The organism is Rhizobium sp. BK008 (assembly GCF_014197345.1).
In the GTDB taxonomy this organism is placed as follows: domain Bacteria; phylum Pseudomonadota; class Alphaproteobacteria; order Rhizobiales; family Rhizobiaceae; genus Rhizobium; species Rhizobium anhuiense.
This window is the reverse complement of sequence record NZ_JACIFK010000005.1, coordinates 221,373-239,251: the sequence shown is the minus strand read 5'-3', so window position 1 is coordinate 239,251 and position 17,879 is coordinate 221,373. Positions and strand designations below refer to the sequence as shown.

Below are 17,879 nucleotides of genomic sequence, written 5' to 3'. Positions count from 1 at the left end.
GATGGCCTCCGTAGCAATGTCACCCGAGCTCTCCAAGGGCGATGAGAGGCGTATATTTTTCCTGACTACCAATTTCAAGTTTCGCTTGGCCGGAAAAGTCATCACAATATCTTGACTAAATATTTCATATTACAGGGGAATAAATCTCGATTTGGCCAAAAAGGCGGCACTCCCCGAGCGCCGCCCCTCCTTTGCAGCTGGCTTATTCGACGTCGAACTTGACGCCCTGCGCCAGCGGCAGCGTTCTGCCGTAGTTGATGGTGTTGGTGGAGCGGCGCATATAGGCCTTCCAGGCATCCGAGCCGGATTCACGGCCGCCGCCGGTTTCCTTCTCGCCGCCGAAGGCGCCGCCGATCTCGGCACCGGATGGCCCGAGATTGACGTTGGCGATGCCGCAATCCGAACCGCGGGCCGAGACGAAGGTTTCGGCCTCGCGCATGTCATTGGTGAAGATCGACGACGACAGTCCCTGCGGCACGGCATTGTGCAGCGCCAGCACGGCGTCGAAGTCGCTGTATTTCATCACATAGAGGATCGGCGCGAAAGTCTCGTGCTCGACCGGTCCGGTCTGATCCGGCATTTCGACAAGCGCCGGGCGAACGTAGAAGGCGTCAGCCGAGCCATTGTCGACGCGTTCGCCGCCGGTCACCTTGCCGCCGGCCGATTTGGCCTCACCCAGCGCTGCCTGCATCTTCTCGAAAGCCTGGCCGTCGATCAGCGGTCCGACCAGCGTACCGCTTTCCAACGGATTGCCGATGGTGACGGAGCCATAGGCCTTCTGCAGACGCGGCACCAGCTGGTCGTAGACGCTGTCATGGACGAAGAGACGGCGCAGCGTCGTGCAGCGCTGTCCGGCCGTGCCCATGGCGGAGAATGCGACGCCGCGCAGCGTCAGGTCGAGGTCGGCCGACGGGCAGACGATCGCCGCGTTGTTGCCGCCGAGTTCGAGAATGGCGCGGGCAAAACGCTGCGACAGGCGCGGACCGACGGCGCGGCCCATGGCCGTCGAGCCGGTGGCGGAAACCAGCGGGATCTTCGGATGATCGACCAGCACTTCGCCGACCTCGCGGCCGCCGATGATCAGCGTCGACAGATTGGCCGGTGCGGTACCGCCCTCGGCGACGAAACGCTTCAGCGCCTTTTCGAACAGTGCCTGTACGGCAAGCGCCGTCAACGGCGTCTTTTCCGAAGGCTTCCAGACGGTGGAATTGCCGCAGACCATCGCCAGCGCGGCATTCCACGACCAGACGGCAACCGGGAAGTTGAAGGCCGAGATGATGCCGATCACCCCGAGCGGATGCCAGCTCTCCATCATCCGGTGCTCGGAGCGTTCGGTGGCGATCGTCAGGCCGTAGAGCTGACGGGAAAGGCCGACCGCGAAATCGCAGATGTCGATCATCTCCTGCACTTCGCCCAGACCTTCCGAAGTGATCTTGCCGACCTCGATCGAAACGAGACGGCCGAGCGCCGCCTTGGAGGCGCGCAGTTCCTCGCCGAGCAGGCGGACCAGTTCGCCGCGCTTCGGCGCCGGCACGGCACGCCATTCGAGGAAGGCCTGGTGCGCCGCTTCGATCGCCGCCTTCGTTTCGGAAACGGAATGTTCCCTGAGTTTGCCGATTTCCTTGCCGGTGACCGGCGAGGTGACGGAAAGCGTGCCGCCGTGATAGCGGCCGGCATCGACGCCGAGTTCGGCAAGCAGCTTGGCAGTTTCGGTGGCGAGATCGAGGACGGCGATGGTCATTGTCGTGTTTCCAATCTTATAATTCTCAGAAGCGGGCATCGGCGAAATGGGCGACCTGAGCGCCGGCTTCGTACCATATTTCCTTGAGTGCACGAAAGCTCGGCTCGGTGGGCGACGTCAGCGGCAGCGGCAGATCGGCTTCCGGAAGCCGGCCGAGGATATGCTCCGCCAGCGTACGGCCGAAGACCGTACCGGGGGCAATGCCGCGGCCATTGTAGCCCGAAAAGCCGATGACACCAGGCGCGAATTTGTGGAAGCGCGGCAGCGCATTGTCGGTCATGCCGATCTGGCCATACCATTCACACTCGAATTCGACATCACCGATAATGGGGAAGAGCCGCTTCAATGCGCGCTTGGCCCAGCCCTTGTGTACGGCAAGTCCGGTATTGCGTAGCGCCCCGACACTGCCGAAAACGAGGCGGCCGGCCTGGTCCATGCGGAAGGAGGAGAGGATTTCCTTGGTATCCCATGCGCCTTCCCGCCCGGGCAGGATCGACTGGCGCAGATTATGGCCGAGCGGCACGGTGGCGAAATTGAAATAGGGCAGATGCACCTGTTCGTTGCGCACCTGCTCCCATGGGCCGGTGCTGTAGGCATCCGTCGCGACGATGATCCATTCGGCGCTGACTTCGCCGCTTGCCGTCTTCACGGTCCAGCTTCTGCCATTGCGTTCCGTTGAAACGACCGGGCTGGACGTATGAACGGCGACGCCGGCCTTGACGGCGGCATGGGCAAGGCCGCGTGCATAGGCAAGCGGCTGCAGGGTACCGGCGCGTTTGTCGAGCAGCGAACCGGTATAGGCATCGCTGCCGATGCGTTTGGCCGTTTCCGCCGCATCGAGCAGCGTCACGGCTGCGCCGCGGGCGGCCCATTGCGCGGCGCGATTCTCGATCTCCTTCAGCCCGTTTTCGCCGACCGCGCAATGCAGCGTGCCATTGCGTTCGAGTTCGCAGGCAATCTGATGCTTGTCGATCAACTCCATGACGAGCTTCGGCGCGTTGCCGAGCAGATCGAGCAGACGTTCGCCATGCACCGGACCGAGCACGCCGGGCAGATCGTTGGGCATCACCCACATGCCGGCATTGATCAGGCCGACATTGCGGCCGGCGCCGCCGAAGCCGATCTCCTTCGCCTCCAGCAGCACCACCTTCGACCCGGCTTCGGCAAGATGCAGCGCGGAAGAGAGGCCGGTGTAGCCGCCGCCGACGATGACGACATCGGCCGATACGGCGCCTTCGAGCGACGAGGTCGCCGGCGGTTCGGGTGCGGTCTTTTCCCAAAGTCCGTGGGAGCGCGGATCATTCAGCATGGCTCAGTCCGATCGGATCGAAATCGCGCTACTTTAGTGCATAAAACCAAGACTTGAAGCGGCCCTTTCAGGCAACGGTCTTCAGCAGCAAGCCGGCGAGACCGAGCGCCTCCATCGCTGCATCCAGCGATGCCGCCTGACGTTCGGCATAAAGCGCCAGCTCGTCCTGAACGGTCGCACCCAGGGCCGCCTCGAAGGCGTCGCGGTTCGAGCGGGTTGCGTAGTTCTGCTGCTGATCGGTGCCGAGGTTAGACTGGAAGATTCCGGCTGCGCTGACGGGCAGGAAGTCTTCATAGACGATCGGGGCAAAGGCGAGATAACCCTTGGCGATCAGCGCCTCCGGATCATTCGGCAGCGTGCCGCCGGCCGCGGCGGCAATGCCCGCAGGCGTCGCGGAATAGCGGAAGAAGGCCAGACCTTGCCCGCGCAACTCGTCCCAGCTGTCCGGCAGCGCCTTGAAACGCTCGGCAAGTTCCTGGTCGTAGGCACCGGCCTTGGCGCCACCGGCGCCCACCTGCACCTCGCCGCGAACCGAGGCGAGCAGCCGGTCGTAGAGCGCCCGGCCCTTCGCCGTCAGCGCCACGCCGCGCTGTTCGATCTCGCCGAAACGCGCGGTATGCGTTCCTCGAACCGCGCCGTCGTCATCACCGGAAAAGGCGATCGTTTCTTCGAGCGCCTTGAAGCTCGTCTGCCGCAGCAGGATATCGCAATTGCGGCGCGGCGGCCCTTCGATGACGGCCTTCGGCGTGATGCCGCGCTCCGGCATGCGGGCCTGGACCGCGTCGATATCGAGCGTGCGCGGCGTCAGGTGGTTGATATGCGGTCCCTTGAAGCTGACGACGTCGGCGATCAGCCGATGGGCGTCATGCAGCCGCTTGTAGGTTTCGGCGCTGACCGTCGCTTCGCCATGCCAGCGGAAGGTTTCAAGCGCCTCGGCGACGAACTCCGTCGCTTCCGCCTCGGTCAAGCCGCCGTTTCGCTCGTGGCGCTCGATCAGCGCGACGGCGCGCGGCGTATAGATCCGCCGCTGAGCCAGGATGGTTTCGGCTTCGCCACGCAGCTTCTCGTCCTCGATCAGCTCCAATCGCAGCAACGAGGTGAAGACCCGGAATGGATTGACGTTGAGCGCCGCCTCGTCGATCGGCCGAAAGCTGGTGGAATGAACCGGCACGCCGGCGACCGAGAGATCGTAGTAGCCGACCGGCTGCATGCCCATGACCGCAAACAGCCGGCGGATGGTGAAAAGCTCCTCTGCCGTGCCGAGCCGGATGGCGCCGTGGCGCTCGACATCGATGCGCTCCAGCTCGCCGGCTTGGGCCAGGCGCTGGCGCAGATCGGGATCGTTTTCGAGGCAGCCGGCATTCACGTCCGCCACCAGTTCGATCAACGTGCCGTATTGCGGCACCTCGGCCCGGTACATCTGCGACATCGCCTCGGTGAACAGCGATCGGATGCGGTCTGTGGAAACGAAGGCTTGCGGCATCGGGAAACTCCGGATCATTCCGTTTTTGCAGGATGAGTCTCTTTACACGCGTGACAAAGCCGAAAATATCGCTATTTCGGAAATAGCCCATTCTGAAATGGAATGACCATGCTGACATCTCGACGTTTTCTGCCATCGATTTCGCATCTTGCCGCCTTCGAGGCGGTTGCCCGCACCGGCAGCGTGACGGCAGCGGCGCGCGAACTCGATCTGACGCAGAGCGCCGTCAGCCGCCAGGTGAGCGCGCTGGAGGAGCAGCTTGGCGTCGAGCTCTTCCTGCGCGAACGCCAGACCATGCGGCTGACGCTTGCCGGCGACGGATATGCCCGCGAAATCCGCGAAGCGCTGCGGCGCATATCGAGCGCTTCGCTGAATCTGCGCGCCAATCCGCATGGCGGCACGCTCAATCTCGCCATCCTGCCGACCTTCGGCACGCGTTGGCTGGCGCCGCGCCTCGGGCGCTTCCTCGCCGCCAATCCCGGCGTGACCATCAATCTGGTGACCCGGCTTTCGCCCTTCGATTTCCGCCTCGATTCAATCGACGCCGCCATCCATTTCGGCCATCCCCACTGGCCGGGCGCCGAACTCGTCTTCCTGATGTCCGAGCACACAGTGCCGGCCTGCAGCCCTGATTTTCTGGAGCGATACGCGATCAAGACGCCGGAGGATCTGCTTGCCGTTCCGCTTCTGCATTTGACGACGCGCCCTGACGCCTGGGAGCAATGGTTTGCCGGCAACGGCGTTTCCTTCGAAAACGTCCACGGTATGCTCTTCGACCAATTCGCCACCGCCGCGCAGGCGGCGATCGCCGGCCTCGGCATCGCCCTGCTGCCGACATTCCTGATGCAGGAGGAGGTCAGGCGCGGCGATCTCGTCGCCGCTGTCGACCGTGAAATGGAAAGCCGCGAGCGCTATTATCTCGCCTTTCCCAGAGAGCGCGCCGACTATGCGCCGCTTGCGGCCTTTCGCGACTGGATCGTCGCGGAAGCCGCCGCCAATCCGGCTGCGTGACGAACGGCTTGCATCGGCATGGCGCTTTCGACCATTATGCCGGCCAAACAACTTTGCAGGAAATCTCCATGAAGCCGATCTTCGTCCAGCTCCAATGCGCACCCGGCAAGACCTATGATGTCGCCGACGCCATCTACCAGACCGAACTGGTCTCGGAGCTCTATTCCACAAGCGGCGACTACGACCTGCTGCTGAAGGTCTATATCGAGGAAGGCCAGGATATCGGCAAGTTCATCAACGACAACATCGCCAATATTCCCGGCATCGTCCGTTCGCTGACGACACTGACGTTCAAGGCCTTCTGAAAGCCCATCAGATACGGTTAACCTTTTTCGCGAAGAATCGCCCTCTCAACAGGCCGCTTAAACCGCGCCTTAACGCCGGGCATATCTGGTCGTTGCTAGTATAAGCCCGCGTCAACACGGGCCGGCGGGCAGCGATAGGTGAAAAATGGCGATCGTCGAGGCAGATAGGGTGCGCGAGAACCCGCAGTTGGGAGAGGCCCCGCTGATCGTCCATGTCGTGCGCCAGTTCCTGCCCAATCGCGGCGGTCTGGAAGACGTGGTCGCCAATCTCGGCCGCCAGACCGTGCGCCGCGGCTATCGCGTCCGCGTCGTCACGCTCGATTCGCTCTTCACTGCGCCGCAGGACAAGCTGCCGCCTCGCGAAAATATCGACGGCATCGAGGTGGTGCGCATCCCCTGGTCGGGCAGCAGCCGTTATCCGCTGGCGCCTGAGGTTTTCCGCCATCTCGGCGATGCCGATCTCGTGCATGTCCATGCCATCGACTTCTTCTTCGATGCGCTCGCCTGGGGCCGGCTGCTGCATCGCAAGCCGATGATCGTCACCACCCATGGCGGCTTCTTCCACACGCAGAAATACGCGGCGATCAAGAAGATCTGGTTCCGGACGCTGACCCGCGCTTCGGCGATGGCCTACCGCCGCGTCGTCTGCTGCAGCGCCTCCGACCTCAGGCAATTTTCCGAGATCGTGCCCGATAGCCTGCTGATCGAAAACGGCGCCGATATCGGTAAGTTCGCCGACATCGCTTCGCGCCGGCCAAAGCGCCGCATCGTCACGATCGGCCGCTTCTCGGTGAACAAGCGGCTCGACCATCTGCTCGATGCGATGGCCGCGCTGACGACCCGCGACCCCGAATGGCATCTAGACATCGTCGGGGCCGAATCCGACCTGAACCGGGCCGATGTCGAAGCCGCGATCGAAAGCCGCAGCCTTTCCGGCCGCGTTACCCTGCATGTATCACCCGACAACGGCGCCATCCGGCGTATCATCACCGAGGCCTCGCTCTTTGCCTCCGCCTCGGAATATGAAGGTTTCGGCCTGGTGGCGCTGGAGGCGATGAGCGCCGGTCTCCTCCCGGTGCTGAACGCCAACGATGCCTTTGCGACGCTTGCCGACCGGCATCCTGTTATCGCGCTTGCCGACTTCACCAATGCCCAGACCGCGGCGACAGTGATCGAAACGGCCTATGAAGACCTTTCGCGCCAACCGGACGCCGTGCGCGCCGGGCTTCTCGACGCCGCGCGCGGCTATTCCTGGGATATCGTGGCCGGACGTTATATCGATCTCTACAGATCGCTGGATGTCGTCGCCGCGGAAAACATCTGAGCTGCAATTCCGGTCATGCTCTGGCGAGACGGATGATCTCGTCGAGCACGAATTTGCGCGATTGTGGCGGCGTCAGATTGTGATCGGCATCCGGCAGCATCAGCAACCGCACGTTCGGATAGCGCGAAAGCCGACCGCCGCGCGGCCCGAAGTGGAAATAGACGTGGTCGAGCCCGACATCGCCCTCGCTGTAGATCAGCGTCAGCGGCACCTTGCGCTTGCCGAACAGCGCAAAGGAGTGCCGGACCTCGCGGGCGATATGGCGCCGGTCGGGAAGCAGCTCGAGCAGCGGCGCGATCCACGGCGATAGCCGGCGGCCGGCGGCGATGACGATATTCTGCAGGGCCGCAACGACGTCCACCTGGCCGCGCAACAGCCGCTTCAGCGTGTCGAGCCGCGCCATGCGCTGGCCGTAGTCGTCAAGGCTGCGTGGAACGGAGACGACATGCTCCCTACGCACCGGCATCTTCGGATCCCAGTAATAGACGAAGGGATTGATCGACACGACAGCCTTCAAGCGCTCGTCGGCGACGCCGGCCCGGAAGGCGACGTAACCGCCGCTGCATCGGCCGGCGACCATCACGGGACCGGCGACCACACTTTCGAGCAGATCGAGCGAGGCGACCGCATCCGCCGTCTGCGTATCCGAATAGAGCACCTGTTCCGGTGCATCCGGCCGCGGCGGGCTGTCACCGACATTGGCGGAATCGAAGCGCAGCGAAACGACGCCCTGGCGGGCAAGCGCGCGCGCCATATCCACCGTCGTCCGTCCCCAGCCGGCATGCCGGTCATAGGCTGTCGACAGGAAGAGCACGGCATTGCCCTTGATCTCACCGAGTGGCCGGCTGACGACGCCGATCAGATGATTGTGGCTGCCGAAACGCACCGGCGTTTCGGCAAAACCCTCGCCGGCAAGCGGCGGATTCTCGATCACATCAGGCGAATGCGCCGCAGATGTCTCCGTCGTCGTCGCCTCCAGCCAGGTCGTCAGCAGCTCGACGACAGCCATCGGCGTCTTGGCAAACAGCGGATTGGTGGCGAGCTCGTCATAGCCTTCGAAAGCCTTCTGCTCGACATCGGCGCCAAGCGCCTTCAGCGCATCGGCAAAACCGGTATCCTCGGCCTTCGCGGGACGTTCGAGGATCAGATAGCGGGAGGCTGCGAGCCCCTGTGGCGAGGCGATGGTAAGCTTGCCGAGCTCGGCGGCAATCTCTTCGGGCATGACGAGCCCGGCGATCTGCACCTTCGCGGTTTGAACATGTTCCTTGCCGAGGCCGAGATCGGCATCGATGATCTTCGACCACATGTTGAGTTCGCGCAGATAGGCCCGGCCGCTCAGCACCGGCGCCAGCATGACGAGGCTGTCGACGCCTTCGATCGAGGAACCGATGCGATGGGCAAGCGTTGCGCCGAGGCCCTGTGCGATGAGGATGATACGGTCGCAGCCGCTCAGCGATTTCAGCTTGACGGCGGCGGCACGAATCGAATTTTCCCAGGTTTCCAGCCGTGCTGGCAGCGCATCGAAATCGAGCGCATCGCCGGTGCCGCGATAGTCGAAGCGCAGGCTCGGCACGCCGATATCGGCGAAATGCTCGGCCGCGACGCGGAAGAATTTGCGGCTGCACATCTCCTCGAACCCCCAGGGGCTGACGAAAAGCACGGCGGCCGAACGTTTCTTCACGAGAGGATTCTCCGGCATGAACAGCCCGATCGTGCCGTCGAAGACGACGGGCAGGGCAGCACTGCGTCCCGCGCCCTCGGCTGGTTCGAGCGAGAATTCGCCGGGCGCGACCTTGGCGCGATCGGGATCGCCGGGAAGCCGCGGCGCGATGAAATTGATCGCGTGGCCGAACGGCCGGCGCAGCAGGGACGGCATCTTGTCGAGAATGGAGTGCATGACGTCGACATCCTCGCCCGGCACGGCGCGCAGCACGCGCAGTGCCGCGAAATAGCAGAACGCACCGGCAATGATCGCGCCGACGAGACCGGCCGGACCCCCGACGAATTCCAGCACCGAAATCGCTCCGCAAGCACACAGCACGGAGGCGAGCGTCACCTTCGTCAGGCTTGCGTAGAGACCCGATAGTTGGGATCCGAATCCTGTCTGTCTGATCATCATCACCGACATCGCAACGAAGACGAGGATGCGCACGAGTGCGGCACCCTCGGCGGCAAGCCTAGGTACGATCAGTAAACAACCCGCTACCATCAGTAGGCCACCTATGACACTGATATTCAGGCGGGAGCGGGCCCTGTCCATCGACAGCAAATAGAGGCTGAGGATCTGCATGAAGGTATAGGCGGGCGCGACCAGCGCAAGCAGCGCCACCACCGTCCCACTGCGGCGGAACGCTTCGCCGAACACCACGATCACCAGTTCGCTGGAGATCGCCGCAAGCCCGAGGCTCATCGGCAGCACGATATAGGCCATGGAGCGGGTGACGGCGGCGAAGACCTCGACCGGCAATGTCGAGTCGTCGCTGTTATGCCGCCGCTCGGAATAATAGGGCAGCAGGCTGCCGGTCATCTGGATCGGCAACTGCAGCGCAATATTGGCGATCGACAGGCCGACGGCATAATAGCCGACCATCTCCACCGACCAGAACTGCTGCAGGAAGAGCAGTTCGAGCCGGTTGAGGAAGATGGAATCGATGATGAACTGGATCGACAGGATGGCGGAGGAGGAGGCGAGATATTTGAGCGAGACCCCGCACCAGTCGCGCCGCGCAAGAAGGATCGGCAGCGTAGCGAAAAACAACACGAGCTGGCCGAGCGCATAACCGACGAGGACGCCTTCGACGCCATAGAGAACGGCGCCGACGGCAACGCCGGCAAGCTGCACGATCGAAACGGCGACCGTCAGCCGGAAGAAGGCGCCGAGTTTCTTCTCGCCGATCAGGTAGAATTTGACGAAGGAACCGATCGCCTGGACGAAAAACAGCACGCCCGTGACCAGAGCGACGGATGGCGCGGTCTCCGCCCAGTGCATCTTTTCCGAGGTCAGGAAGAACAGCGCATAGAGCGCCAGCAGCGCGACGGTCGAGAACATCATGAAGCTGACGAGGATCGCGGCAAAACCCCGCCGGCGGCGTGTATCGTAGCCCTCCGCCGAAAGCTGCGGCAAGGTCTTCAGCAGCGTGATGCTGGAACCGAGTTCGGCGATCGAGGCGCCCGTGACCACCAGCCACAGCGAGAAAGCGACGATGCCGTTGGCTTCCGGCCCGAGCAGCCGCGCAGTTATGATCGAGGAAACGAAGCCCGTCAGAAGCAGCAGCATGCCTGCCGCCGCATTCATCACCGAGTTTGCGATAATACCCTTCGACATCCATCCATCCGTCAGCATCGGCCTAAAGCGCGTCACGATCTTCAGATCGCTTCTCGCACTTTAGGTTTTTGTTTTTACCCATGTCGTTATCGCAAAACCGCTGCACACTTTTGCGCGCCATGCTCTAAAGTCGCATACCCGCCATCTCTAATGCGAAAATGTTAAAATAAAGCGGAGTGACGACCTCACCTTAGCTGGCTTGCATCGCCGACAGCCTCTGGAGCGCCTTCTCATAGCTGTTCTCTGCGAGGTATCTCAGCAGGAACTCCCGCGCCTTCTCGGCCTTCTCTCGTGCACGCTGGGGCGCGAGGAAGATGTCCCGCAAGTGCGCAGCCGCCGCCTCTGGAGAAGGGTCAGCCCAGACCGCGCCTGCGAGCCCGGCAAATTCGGGATGTGTATCGACGACCGGAATGAGTGGAGAGGCGACCAGCCAGCTATTATCGGGATCGCAGAAATCCACCGTGCCCGACCAGGCGGTGGAAATCACCGGCGTGCGCTGCATGATCGCCTCGGCCACCGTCAGCCCGAAACCCTCGGAACGATGCAGCGAAAGATAGGCGTCTGAACAGCGGATGAGGCCGTTGATATCGGCGTCCGACAGCCTGTCGGTGACGATCTTGATCCGGGGGTTGCCGGCGACCGAAGCGATCAGTTCGCGCAGGCCTTCATCCCTATCGATATTGCCACTGGCCTTCATCAACAGGAAGGCGCTTGGGGCTTCGGCGACGAAGATCCTGAAGGCCTCGATGATGGCCTGCGGATTCTTCCGGTTGATCGAGGAGCCGGCACTGAAGATGAAGCTGACGAGAAAGGCGTCTTCCTCGATGCCGAATTTCTGGCGCATGCCTTCCGTCGCCGGCTTCTCCGTGACGGGATGCGGAACCACGATGACGGGTGCCGCGGTCAGCGGCGCAATCGTCCGCCGGGTGAATTCCGACGGCACGAAGACCGCATTCATGTAATGCATCGCATTGCGCCATTCCGCCGGCACAACTTCGAGCTCCCAGGCGAAATAGCCGATGTTGAAGGCGCGGGTGAAATTTCCAACGCCCTTCTTCAGGATGGCGCGCGGCAGCATCGGCGGATTGAGATGCCAGATCCGGCTTCCCGCGGGTTCGGTGGAAAGGTGCGACGGCATCCATCCGGCGAAGGCATTCTCGTCGGGATGCGTGCTGACGTCGGAAAGCGCAATCGCCCGCCCCGCCTCCGACAACGCGCCGGCGCAGAGCCTTGCCGATTCGCCGACGCCGACCGCCATCGAGAGATAGCCGACGATCTCCACCGGCTTGCGCGGATTGAAGGCAAGACGCGCGCGTGGAATCAGCCGCTGCAGGACATGGGCGCGCAGAAAGCGGTATATCGTTCTCAAATCACGGTCTTTCCAAATGGATCGGCATCAGCCCCAGAGCATGATGCCGAAAAGTGTGCGCGGTTTTCGGACGGCAGCATGCTCTATCTCTTTTCTAGAACGCGACACGATGCGAACTGCCTAGACTTCTGATCTCACCCGTAGGCGGAACATCGCTTTCCGCGCTCAGGAGCGCATGCAGCTTCACGCGCCGCGCCACGCCGGGAGCGAGATGGAACCAGTCGTCGTCGGCCCGATAGCCTTCGACGTCGATATGCACCGATTGCGCCAGCCGGTCGGTCCTCAAATCGACGAACCAGTCGTCGCCATCTCTGCCGAGTGACGCTTCGATCCCTGCGTCATGGAGCGCCTTCCCCCGGCCGCACGGGAAGTGGAAGCTTTCGGCGAGAATGGCGCCATCTGCCAGCGAGCGCAGACGCGCCACGCTTGCGTCGTGCGATGGTGGTCCAAAACGGAAGGCATAGGTCGTATCGAAGAAGGCGCCGAACAGCGTTGTGCAGGCAAAACGCTCCGTGCTCCTTGCCGCCAGCTTGAAGGCCATGCTGCCGCTGACGACCTGTTGCTTGCCGTCCCGCAGGCAGACAACTTCGAGTTCCACGTCGAGCGCGGCGTCCGCCTCGTTGACGACATGCACGTCGAGACCGTTGGTTCCCTCGTCGGTGAAGACCACTTGCACCGGCCGGAAGGCACGGCGCATCGCATACCAGACGGGCTTCGGCTCTCCGGTGGAATCGATCACCCCCCAGCCGGGACCGGGCAACAGGTCTTGCAGCGTCCAGACGAGCGCGCCGTTGCAGCTGGAGTCTTTGCGCCGCCATTCGGCAAAAGCCTCCTCGATCACCTCGCCGGTGACGGCGCGGGAGAGATCGAGATAGTGTTCCGGATCCTCACGGCGCAATTGGGCCGGATCGAACCCGTAGAGAAGCTGCAGATAGAAGTCGCGAACATCCTCGAAATCCCACGATGCGCTGCGGTCGCGCGGCACGCGGGCCTTCCAGAGCGGGCTATGGACGGCGGGCACGTCGAGATGACGCTGCAGCGTCCTTTGCTGCGGCACATGCGCGAAGGCGAGGCTTTCGGAGGCAAACCGCACATCGGCGCGGCGCGCATCGGCAATCGGCCGCATATAGGCGCCGACGCCGTAATAATGCGCAATTCCGGCATTGGGTGAAAAAGGCATGGCCCCGCCATAGGGCGAATTCGGGACATAGGGCACGTCGGGACGCATGCGCGCGACGACCGCCGGGATGATCTCGTCGGTGACCGGCCCGCTCCAGAATTCCGCCGGCAGGCCGAGCATCGCCGCCTGCTGGTGGATTTCGCTGCCGCCGCAGAGCACGGCGAGGGAAGGCGACGCCTGGACACCGTGCAGAAATTCCTCGACCTCCGCATGCACATGGCCAAGAAAGGCCTTGTCGTTGCGCGGATAATCGAAATTGGCGAACATGAAATCCTGCCAGACGAGCAGGCCGAGTTCATCGCAGACCGCGAAGAAATCCGGCGTCTCATAGGCCATGGTGCCGCCGATGCGGATCATGTTCATCCCGGCCTCCGCGGCAAGCCGCAGGAACGGTTCGTAATCCGCCCGGCCGCCCGGCAATCGCACGATATCGGCCGTCGTCCACACCGCGCCGCGGCAGAAGATGCATTCGCCGTTGACGGTGAGCGCGAAGTTATCACCATCGGCACCGCGGTCGACATCGATCCGGCGGAAGCCGGTCGTGCCGAGCGGATATTCGACGCCGTCGGAAACCAGTGTCAGCTCGTAGAGACGCGGAGCGCCGTGGGTGTGCGGCCACCATGGCTCGATGTCGGGAAGCTTGAGAATAGCCGAGTAATGACTGTCGCCGACCTTCTCGAAAGGCTGCTCCATTCCGCCGCAGCGCAGCAGCATGGCGGGATCCTCGGCATTGCTATGCAGCGATACGCTGAGACGGCCGGCGCCGCTCTCCGCCAAGAGGGCGCGGATGGAGACGTTGTCGATCGAGACGGGATTACGCCGCACCATGGAAATCGGTCGCCACGGCCCGATAGCATGAATATCGGGGCACCAGCCCGGCATATGGCCGAGCAGCGTCGTGCGAAAATTCTTCAGGCCCGCCGGCGTGATCATCTGCGGCCGCCAGCGCGCGCGCGGGCCGGGCTCCGACAGACGGGGGCCGAGCGCCCGGAAGCAGAGCGCCAGTTCGTCGCCGCCCGACAGCGTCACCGGAATCTCGTGCGCCGTGAACATGCTCTCGGAAAACAGGATTTCCTGGCCGTTCAGGAAGACATGGCAGAGCGTCGCGAGCCCTTGGAAATGCAGGATCGCTTCGCCGGGCTCGGCATCGAAAAGCCGGCAGAGATACCAGGCATCCCGCGTGTTCAGCGGCTCGGGATTTTCACGGTCGAAGAGCCCAGCCTTTTCGAGCGCCGCGGCGACAGTGCCGGGAACGGGCGCGGGAATGAACTGGGCGGAAAGGTGAATGTCGTGCGGCACGGCGCAGGCGCCCGGCTCCGTCAGGATCAGGTTCCAGCCTTCGGAAAGCAGGATTTCCTCGGCACCGATGCTTGCCAAACGCCCCCGCATGGTCAGATCTCCGGCTTCAGATTCGCCCCGCAAGCGACGCCATCATGGAATCCCATGCATCGGCGGCCGGATCAAGTGCTGCCTGCAACGGCTCGAACTTCCTGCGGGTGACGGCGCGGGCAAGCTGGAACTGCACCGATTTCGCCACCTCGGAAATGCGCCTGGCATGCTCGGCGGCAGCCGCGAATTCACCGGCGGAAAGCCAGGTGAGGTAATCGGCCGCCAGCTCGAAATTGGCGCCTACCTGGCGAAGCGTGTTGAAGGCGTATTTGTGGAAGAAGCCGAACGGCCGTTCCGCTACCGCTTCGACCTGCTGCGGAAAGACGCTTGCAAAGGCGCGGATCGGGTTTTCGCGGGGACGCCTGATGAAATGAAAGCCGGCAAGCTGCCGCGCGGTCTTCCGCAGATGCGTTTCATCAGCCGGCTTTTCCGGAAACCGCGCAAATTCCGTATAGGGCAGGAACGGCGGATCGTTCTCCGTCAGATGCAGCTGGAACAGCCCGTCGAAATCCTCGCCTTCCAGGCGGAAATAACCGGCATTGTGAAAATAATCGACGCGCTTGGCCGCAACATCCAGCCGGTTGATCGCCACCGTCGTCTTGCCGTGCTCCTGCCGGTAGGCGGTGCCGCGCGTGTCCGGCATGTAGAAGGAATCCATCTCGATCAGGCAGAGACGGGCACGGGCGATCTGAACCTCGACATGGCGTTCGACACGGTCGTAGATGGCAAGCTCGGTGGCGCGAATACCGTAGAGCGCTTCGAGATCCTCGAGCGGCACCTTGAAGAAGGTGAACTGGTCGCCCTCGAAATCCTGCGTCAGGGTAAAACCCAGCATCGCCTCGGGCGCGACACCGGATGATGCCAGCACCTCGATCCAGAGATCGACATAGCAATTGGTTTCCGGCCAGGCGCGCTCACTGGAATGCAGCGCATGCGCCCGGTAGGTTTCCGGGTCGATTCCCGAAAATACCGATGTCATGGATGTGCTCAGCCCCACAGCGCTTTCCGTACGCTGGCCGGCCATTGCTTCACATCGAGCCCGTGATGGTGGAAGAGGGCAAGCGCGATGCGCTCCAGCCCGAAGCCGACGCAGGCGGTGTGCGCGACGCTGCCGTCTTCGAGATTGAGACCCCATTTCGTGCCGAAGGCATCCTGATGGTAGTTGAAGCTCATGCAGGCGGTCGGATTGGCAGCCGAGGTGATCGGGATCAGCAACTCGAATTTCAGGTTCTGGTCGCGCTGATTGTTGGCGAGCATCTTGCCGGCGCGGCCGAAGAACGGATCGTTGGCGACGTCGATCGTCACGTCGAGACCGACGGCCTTCATCATCTCGACGCCGCGATCCATCCAGCGCTGGCGGAAATCGGTGACGTGCTGTTCAGTGCCCATGCAGATATATTCGCGCATGCGGAACAGCTGCTGGCGGGCAGGATCCTTCGACGGCTCATGGCGGAAGCAATAGGATTGCAGGTCGAAGAGGCCGCCCGTCTTTGGCAGATTGCCGCGCTTGGCGATCGTCGGATAGAGCGGATAGCAGGCAGCCGGCGTCAGCACGATGTCGGTCGCCTCCTGCCCCTTGGTCCAGTCCTCGCCGACTTCCATGCATTGCAGCAGGCTGACATGATCGAGTTCGCTGCCGCAGAAACTGTGCACCGTGCCAGCCAGTTGCGGGAAGCTCTTCATGTAACCGCTCTTTTCGAAAAAGGCGCGGTTCATGCCCGGCGGGAAGCGCATCGCCTCCGCGCCGTCGGCGCCGCCGAACCTGTCGATCAGCCGCTCGAAGGCAGCGATCACGTCTTCGAACTGGCCGCTGCGGCCATAGAGCCCGTCGATGCCGGTATCGATCAGCAGGCCGGATTCGAAAAGCCGGTCCAGAAACGAGGTCTGCATATCCATGACTGTCACCCCAGTAGGCTAGTGTCCTGCTTATGGACAAGAAGCATGCTCGACGTATTGCCGAGGATGCGGTCGTTCGAGATCATCAGCTGTGCGGAATGCGCGTCGCGCAGATGGCGTCCGAGGCTGAACGGCGTGCCGTTCTTGTAGCCCATGATGCCGCAGATCAGCATGGCATGGTTGACGATCTCCAGGATCGTCTCGGACGAGGCGATCTTGACGTTGTTCATCGCCACCGCAAAGCCCATCGAGGACAGCCTGTCGACATCGGCCTTGGCATCCTCGTAGGCCTTGAGGCCGGCAACCACATTGGATTTCACCATCTGCAGCAGGTTCGAAACCTCGGCGAGGCGCAACGCGCCCGGCGGCTGGGCATCCGGCGCCTTGCGGGCGGCGGCGCGCACGAAGGCCTGGGCACGTGCGACGGCATCGACTGCGATGCCGTACCAGACGCCACTCCACAACAGGTGCGAGGAGGCGAGCATGGATTGCGCCGCGATCTCGGCGAAAGGCTTCGGCAGGATCTGATGCGCCGGCGCCTCGCCCTTGAACAGGAAGCCGTCGGAGCAGGTGCCGCGCATGCCCAGCGTATTCCAGACATGGGTCTTCTCGAGCGTGTACTGATCCTTGAGGAAGGCCGTCAGCACCTGATCGGAGGAAGCCGCCTGCGCGTGGGCACGCGACGTGATGAGGATCGCGTCGGCATGCGAGCCGTAGGAAATGACGGTCGCATCCTTTTCGAGGCGGCAAGTATCGCCATCGACCTCGACCGAGCAGATGCTGTTGCGCAGGTTTCCGCCGATGCCGCCTTCGGTGGTGGCGGAAGCAATCAGCAGCTGCTCTGCGGCGATGCGGCGCATGAAGCTGCGATGCCATTCGCTGTCGGCGCCGTGTTCAACGAGGCTCGACAGCTTGATGTGATGCATGGCGAAGACCATGGCGCTTGCCGCGCAGGCCTGGCCGAGCATCGAGCACAATTCGGCGATCTCGGTGATCGAGGCGGATTCACCGCCGAGATGGCGCGGCACCTGGATGCCGAGCAGCCTTTCGGCCTTCATCGCCTCCACGGCTTCGCGGGGAAAGCGGCCTTCGACATCGACGGCATCGGCGTGCTTTGCCGCGATTTCGGCGACGCGGGCCACTCTTGCGACAAGACCGTCCTGCATGATCTTGACGGGGAAATTCATCAGGCGACCTTCCGGCTGTCCCGGATGAGATCGACGGTCCTGGCGATGGCCGAGATGCTCGCGAAGGATTTGCGGTTCAGGAGATTGTCGGGAAATTCGATGTCGAAGGCCTCTTCGATGCCAAGCATCAGCTGCACGGAAGCAAAGGACGTCAAACCTGCCGCATAAAGATCGGCATCGTCGCCAACCTGGTCGATCGACACAGGAAGCTTGCCGAATTTGGCTACGAGGTCGCGGATTGTCGTATTCATCCCATCACTCCAAGATTCTCATGATCCCGAACCGGCGTTCATCGCCTTGTCATGAGCGTTCTTTTAGTGCGGAAAACAGAACATTCCGCTAATTTGTTGGGTTAAATAT

Annotated in this window: 13 protein-coding genes; 3 read left to right on the top strand and 10 right to left on the bottom strand. The window is 62.7% G+C overall.

Annotation, left to right across the window (positions count from 1 at the left end):
- Positions 1 to 202 precede the first annotated feature (202 nt).
- The 3 genes from FHT69_RS21440 to FHT69_RS21430 form a co-directional block, all read right to left on the bottom strand.
- The gene (locus tag FHT69_RS21440; RefSeq protein ID WP_028757755.1) at positions 203 to 1,741 is read right to left on the bottom strand and encodes an aldehyde dehydrogenase family protein; all 1,539 of its coding nucleotides are present in this window, start codon (positions 1,739 to 1,741) and stop codon (positions 203 to 205) included.
- Between the two features lie 25 nt (positions 1,742 to 1,766).
- Positions 1,767 to 3,050, bottom strand: a complete 1,284-nt coding sequence (locus FHT69_RS21435) for an NAD(P)/FAD-dependent oxidoreductase (RefSeq protein WP_063473830.1) — start codon at positions 3,048 to 3,050, stop codon at positions 1,767 to 1,769.
- Positions 3,051 to 3,117: 67 nt separating this feature from the next.
- Positions 3,118 to 4,551, bottom strand: coding sequence for a VOC family protein (locus FHT69_RS21430; RefSeq protein WP_168333633.1), 1,434 nt, complete (start codon positions 4,549 to 4,551; stop codon positions 3,118 to 3,120).
- An 84-nt stretch (positions 4,552 to 4,635) separates the two neighbouring features.
- Between FHT69_RS21430 and FHT69_RS21425 the strand changes: the two genes are divergently transcribed.
- From FHT69_RS21425 to FHT69_RS21415, 3 genes are all read left to right on the top strand, one after another.
- Positions 4,636 to 5,544: a LysR family transcriptional regulator gene (locus FHT69_RS21425; protein ID WP_063473832.1), complete on the top strand. Its 909-nt coding sequence runs from the start codon at positions 4,636 to 4,638 to the stop codon at positions 5,542 to 5,544.
- 68 nt (positions 5,545 to 5,612) lie between these two features.
- On the top strand, positions 5,613 to 5,849 hold the full coding sequence (locus FHT69_RS21420) for an Lrp/AsnC ligand binding domain-containing protein (protein WP_003543721.1): 237 nt from the start codon (positions 5,613 to 5,615) through the stop codon (positions 5,847 to 5,849).
- 145 nt (positions 5,850 to 5,994) lie between these two features.
- Entirely contained in the window at positions 5,995 to 7,173 is a 1,179-nt protein-coding gene (locus tag FHT69_RS21415) for a glycosyltransferase family 4 protein (protein ID WP_047616077.1), read from the top strand.
- A gap of 13 nt (positions 7,174 to 7,186) precedes the next feature.
- Here FHT69_RS21415 and FHT69_RS21410 read toward each other — a convergent pair whose 3' ends face one another.
- The 7 genes from FHT69_RS21410 to FHT69_RS21380 all read right to left on the bottom strand — a co-directional run bounded on the left by FHT69_RS21410 (position 7,187) and on the right by FHT69_RS21380 (position 17,770).
- Complete coding sequence (locus FHT69_RS21410) at positions 7,187 to 10,498, bottom strand: oligosaccharide flippase family protein (protein ID WP_063473909.1); 3,312 nt, start codon at positions 10,496 to 10,498, stop codon at positions 7,187 to 7,189.
- 190 nt (positions 10,499 to 10,688) lie between these two features.
- A complete protein-coding gene (locus FHT69_RS21405; protein ID WP_063473833.1) occupies positions 10,689 to 11,867 on the bottom strand; it encodes a glycosyltransferase family 4 protein in 1,179 nt (392 codons plus the stop codon).
- A gap of 94 nt (positions 11,868 to 11,961) precedes the next feature.
- A complete protein-coding gene (locus FHT69_RS21400) occupies positions 11,962 to 14,436 on the bottom strand; it encodes a glycoside hydrolase family 2 protein (RefSeq protein WP_183905939.1) in 2,475 nt (824 codons plus the stop codon).
- Between the two features lie 16 nt (positions 14,437 to 14,452).
- Entirely contained in the window at positions 14,453 to 15,415 is a 963-nt protein-coding gene (locus FHT69_RS21395) for a DUF1839 family protein (protein WP_063473910.1), read from the bottom strand.
- 8 nt (positions 15,416 to 15,423) lie between these two features.
- Positions 15,424 to 16,332, bottom strand: a complete 909-nt coding sequence (locus FHT69_RS21390; RefSeq protein ID WP_047615705.1) for an amino acid--[acyl-carrier-protein] ligase — start codon at positions 16,330 to 16,332, stop codon at positions 15,424 to 15,426.
- 5 nt (positions 16,333 to 16,337) lie between these two features.
- A complete protein-coding gene (locus FHT69_RS21385; RefSeq protein ID WP_183905938.1) occupies positions 16,338 to 17,519 on the bottom strand; it encodes an acyl-CoA dehydrogenase family protein in 1,182 nt (393 codons plus the stop codon).
- Positions 17,519 to 17,770, bottom strand: a complete 252-nt coding sequence (locus FHT69_RS21380; protein WP_028757744.1) for an acyl carrier protein — start codon at positions 17,768 to 17,770, stop codon at positions 17,519 to 17,521. Before FHT69_RS21380 ends, FHT69_RS21385 begins: the two co-directional genes overlap by 1 nt.
- Positions 17,771 to 17,879: the final 109 nt, after the last annotated feature.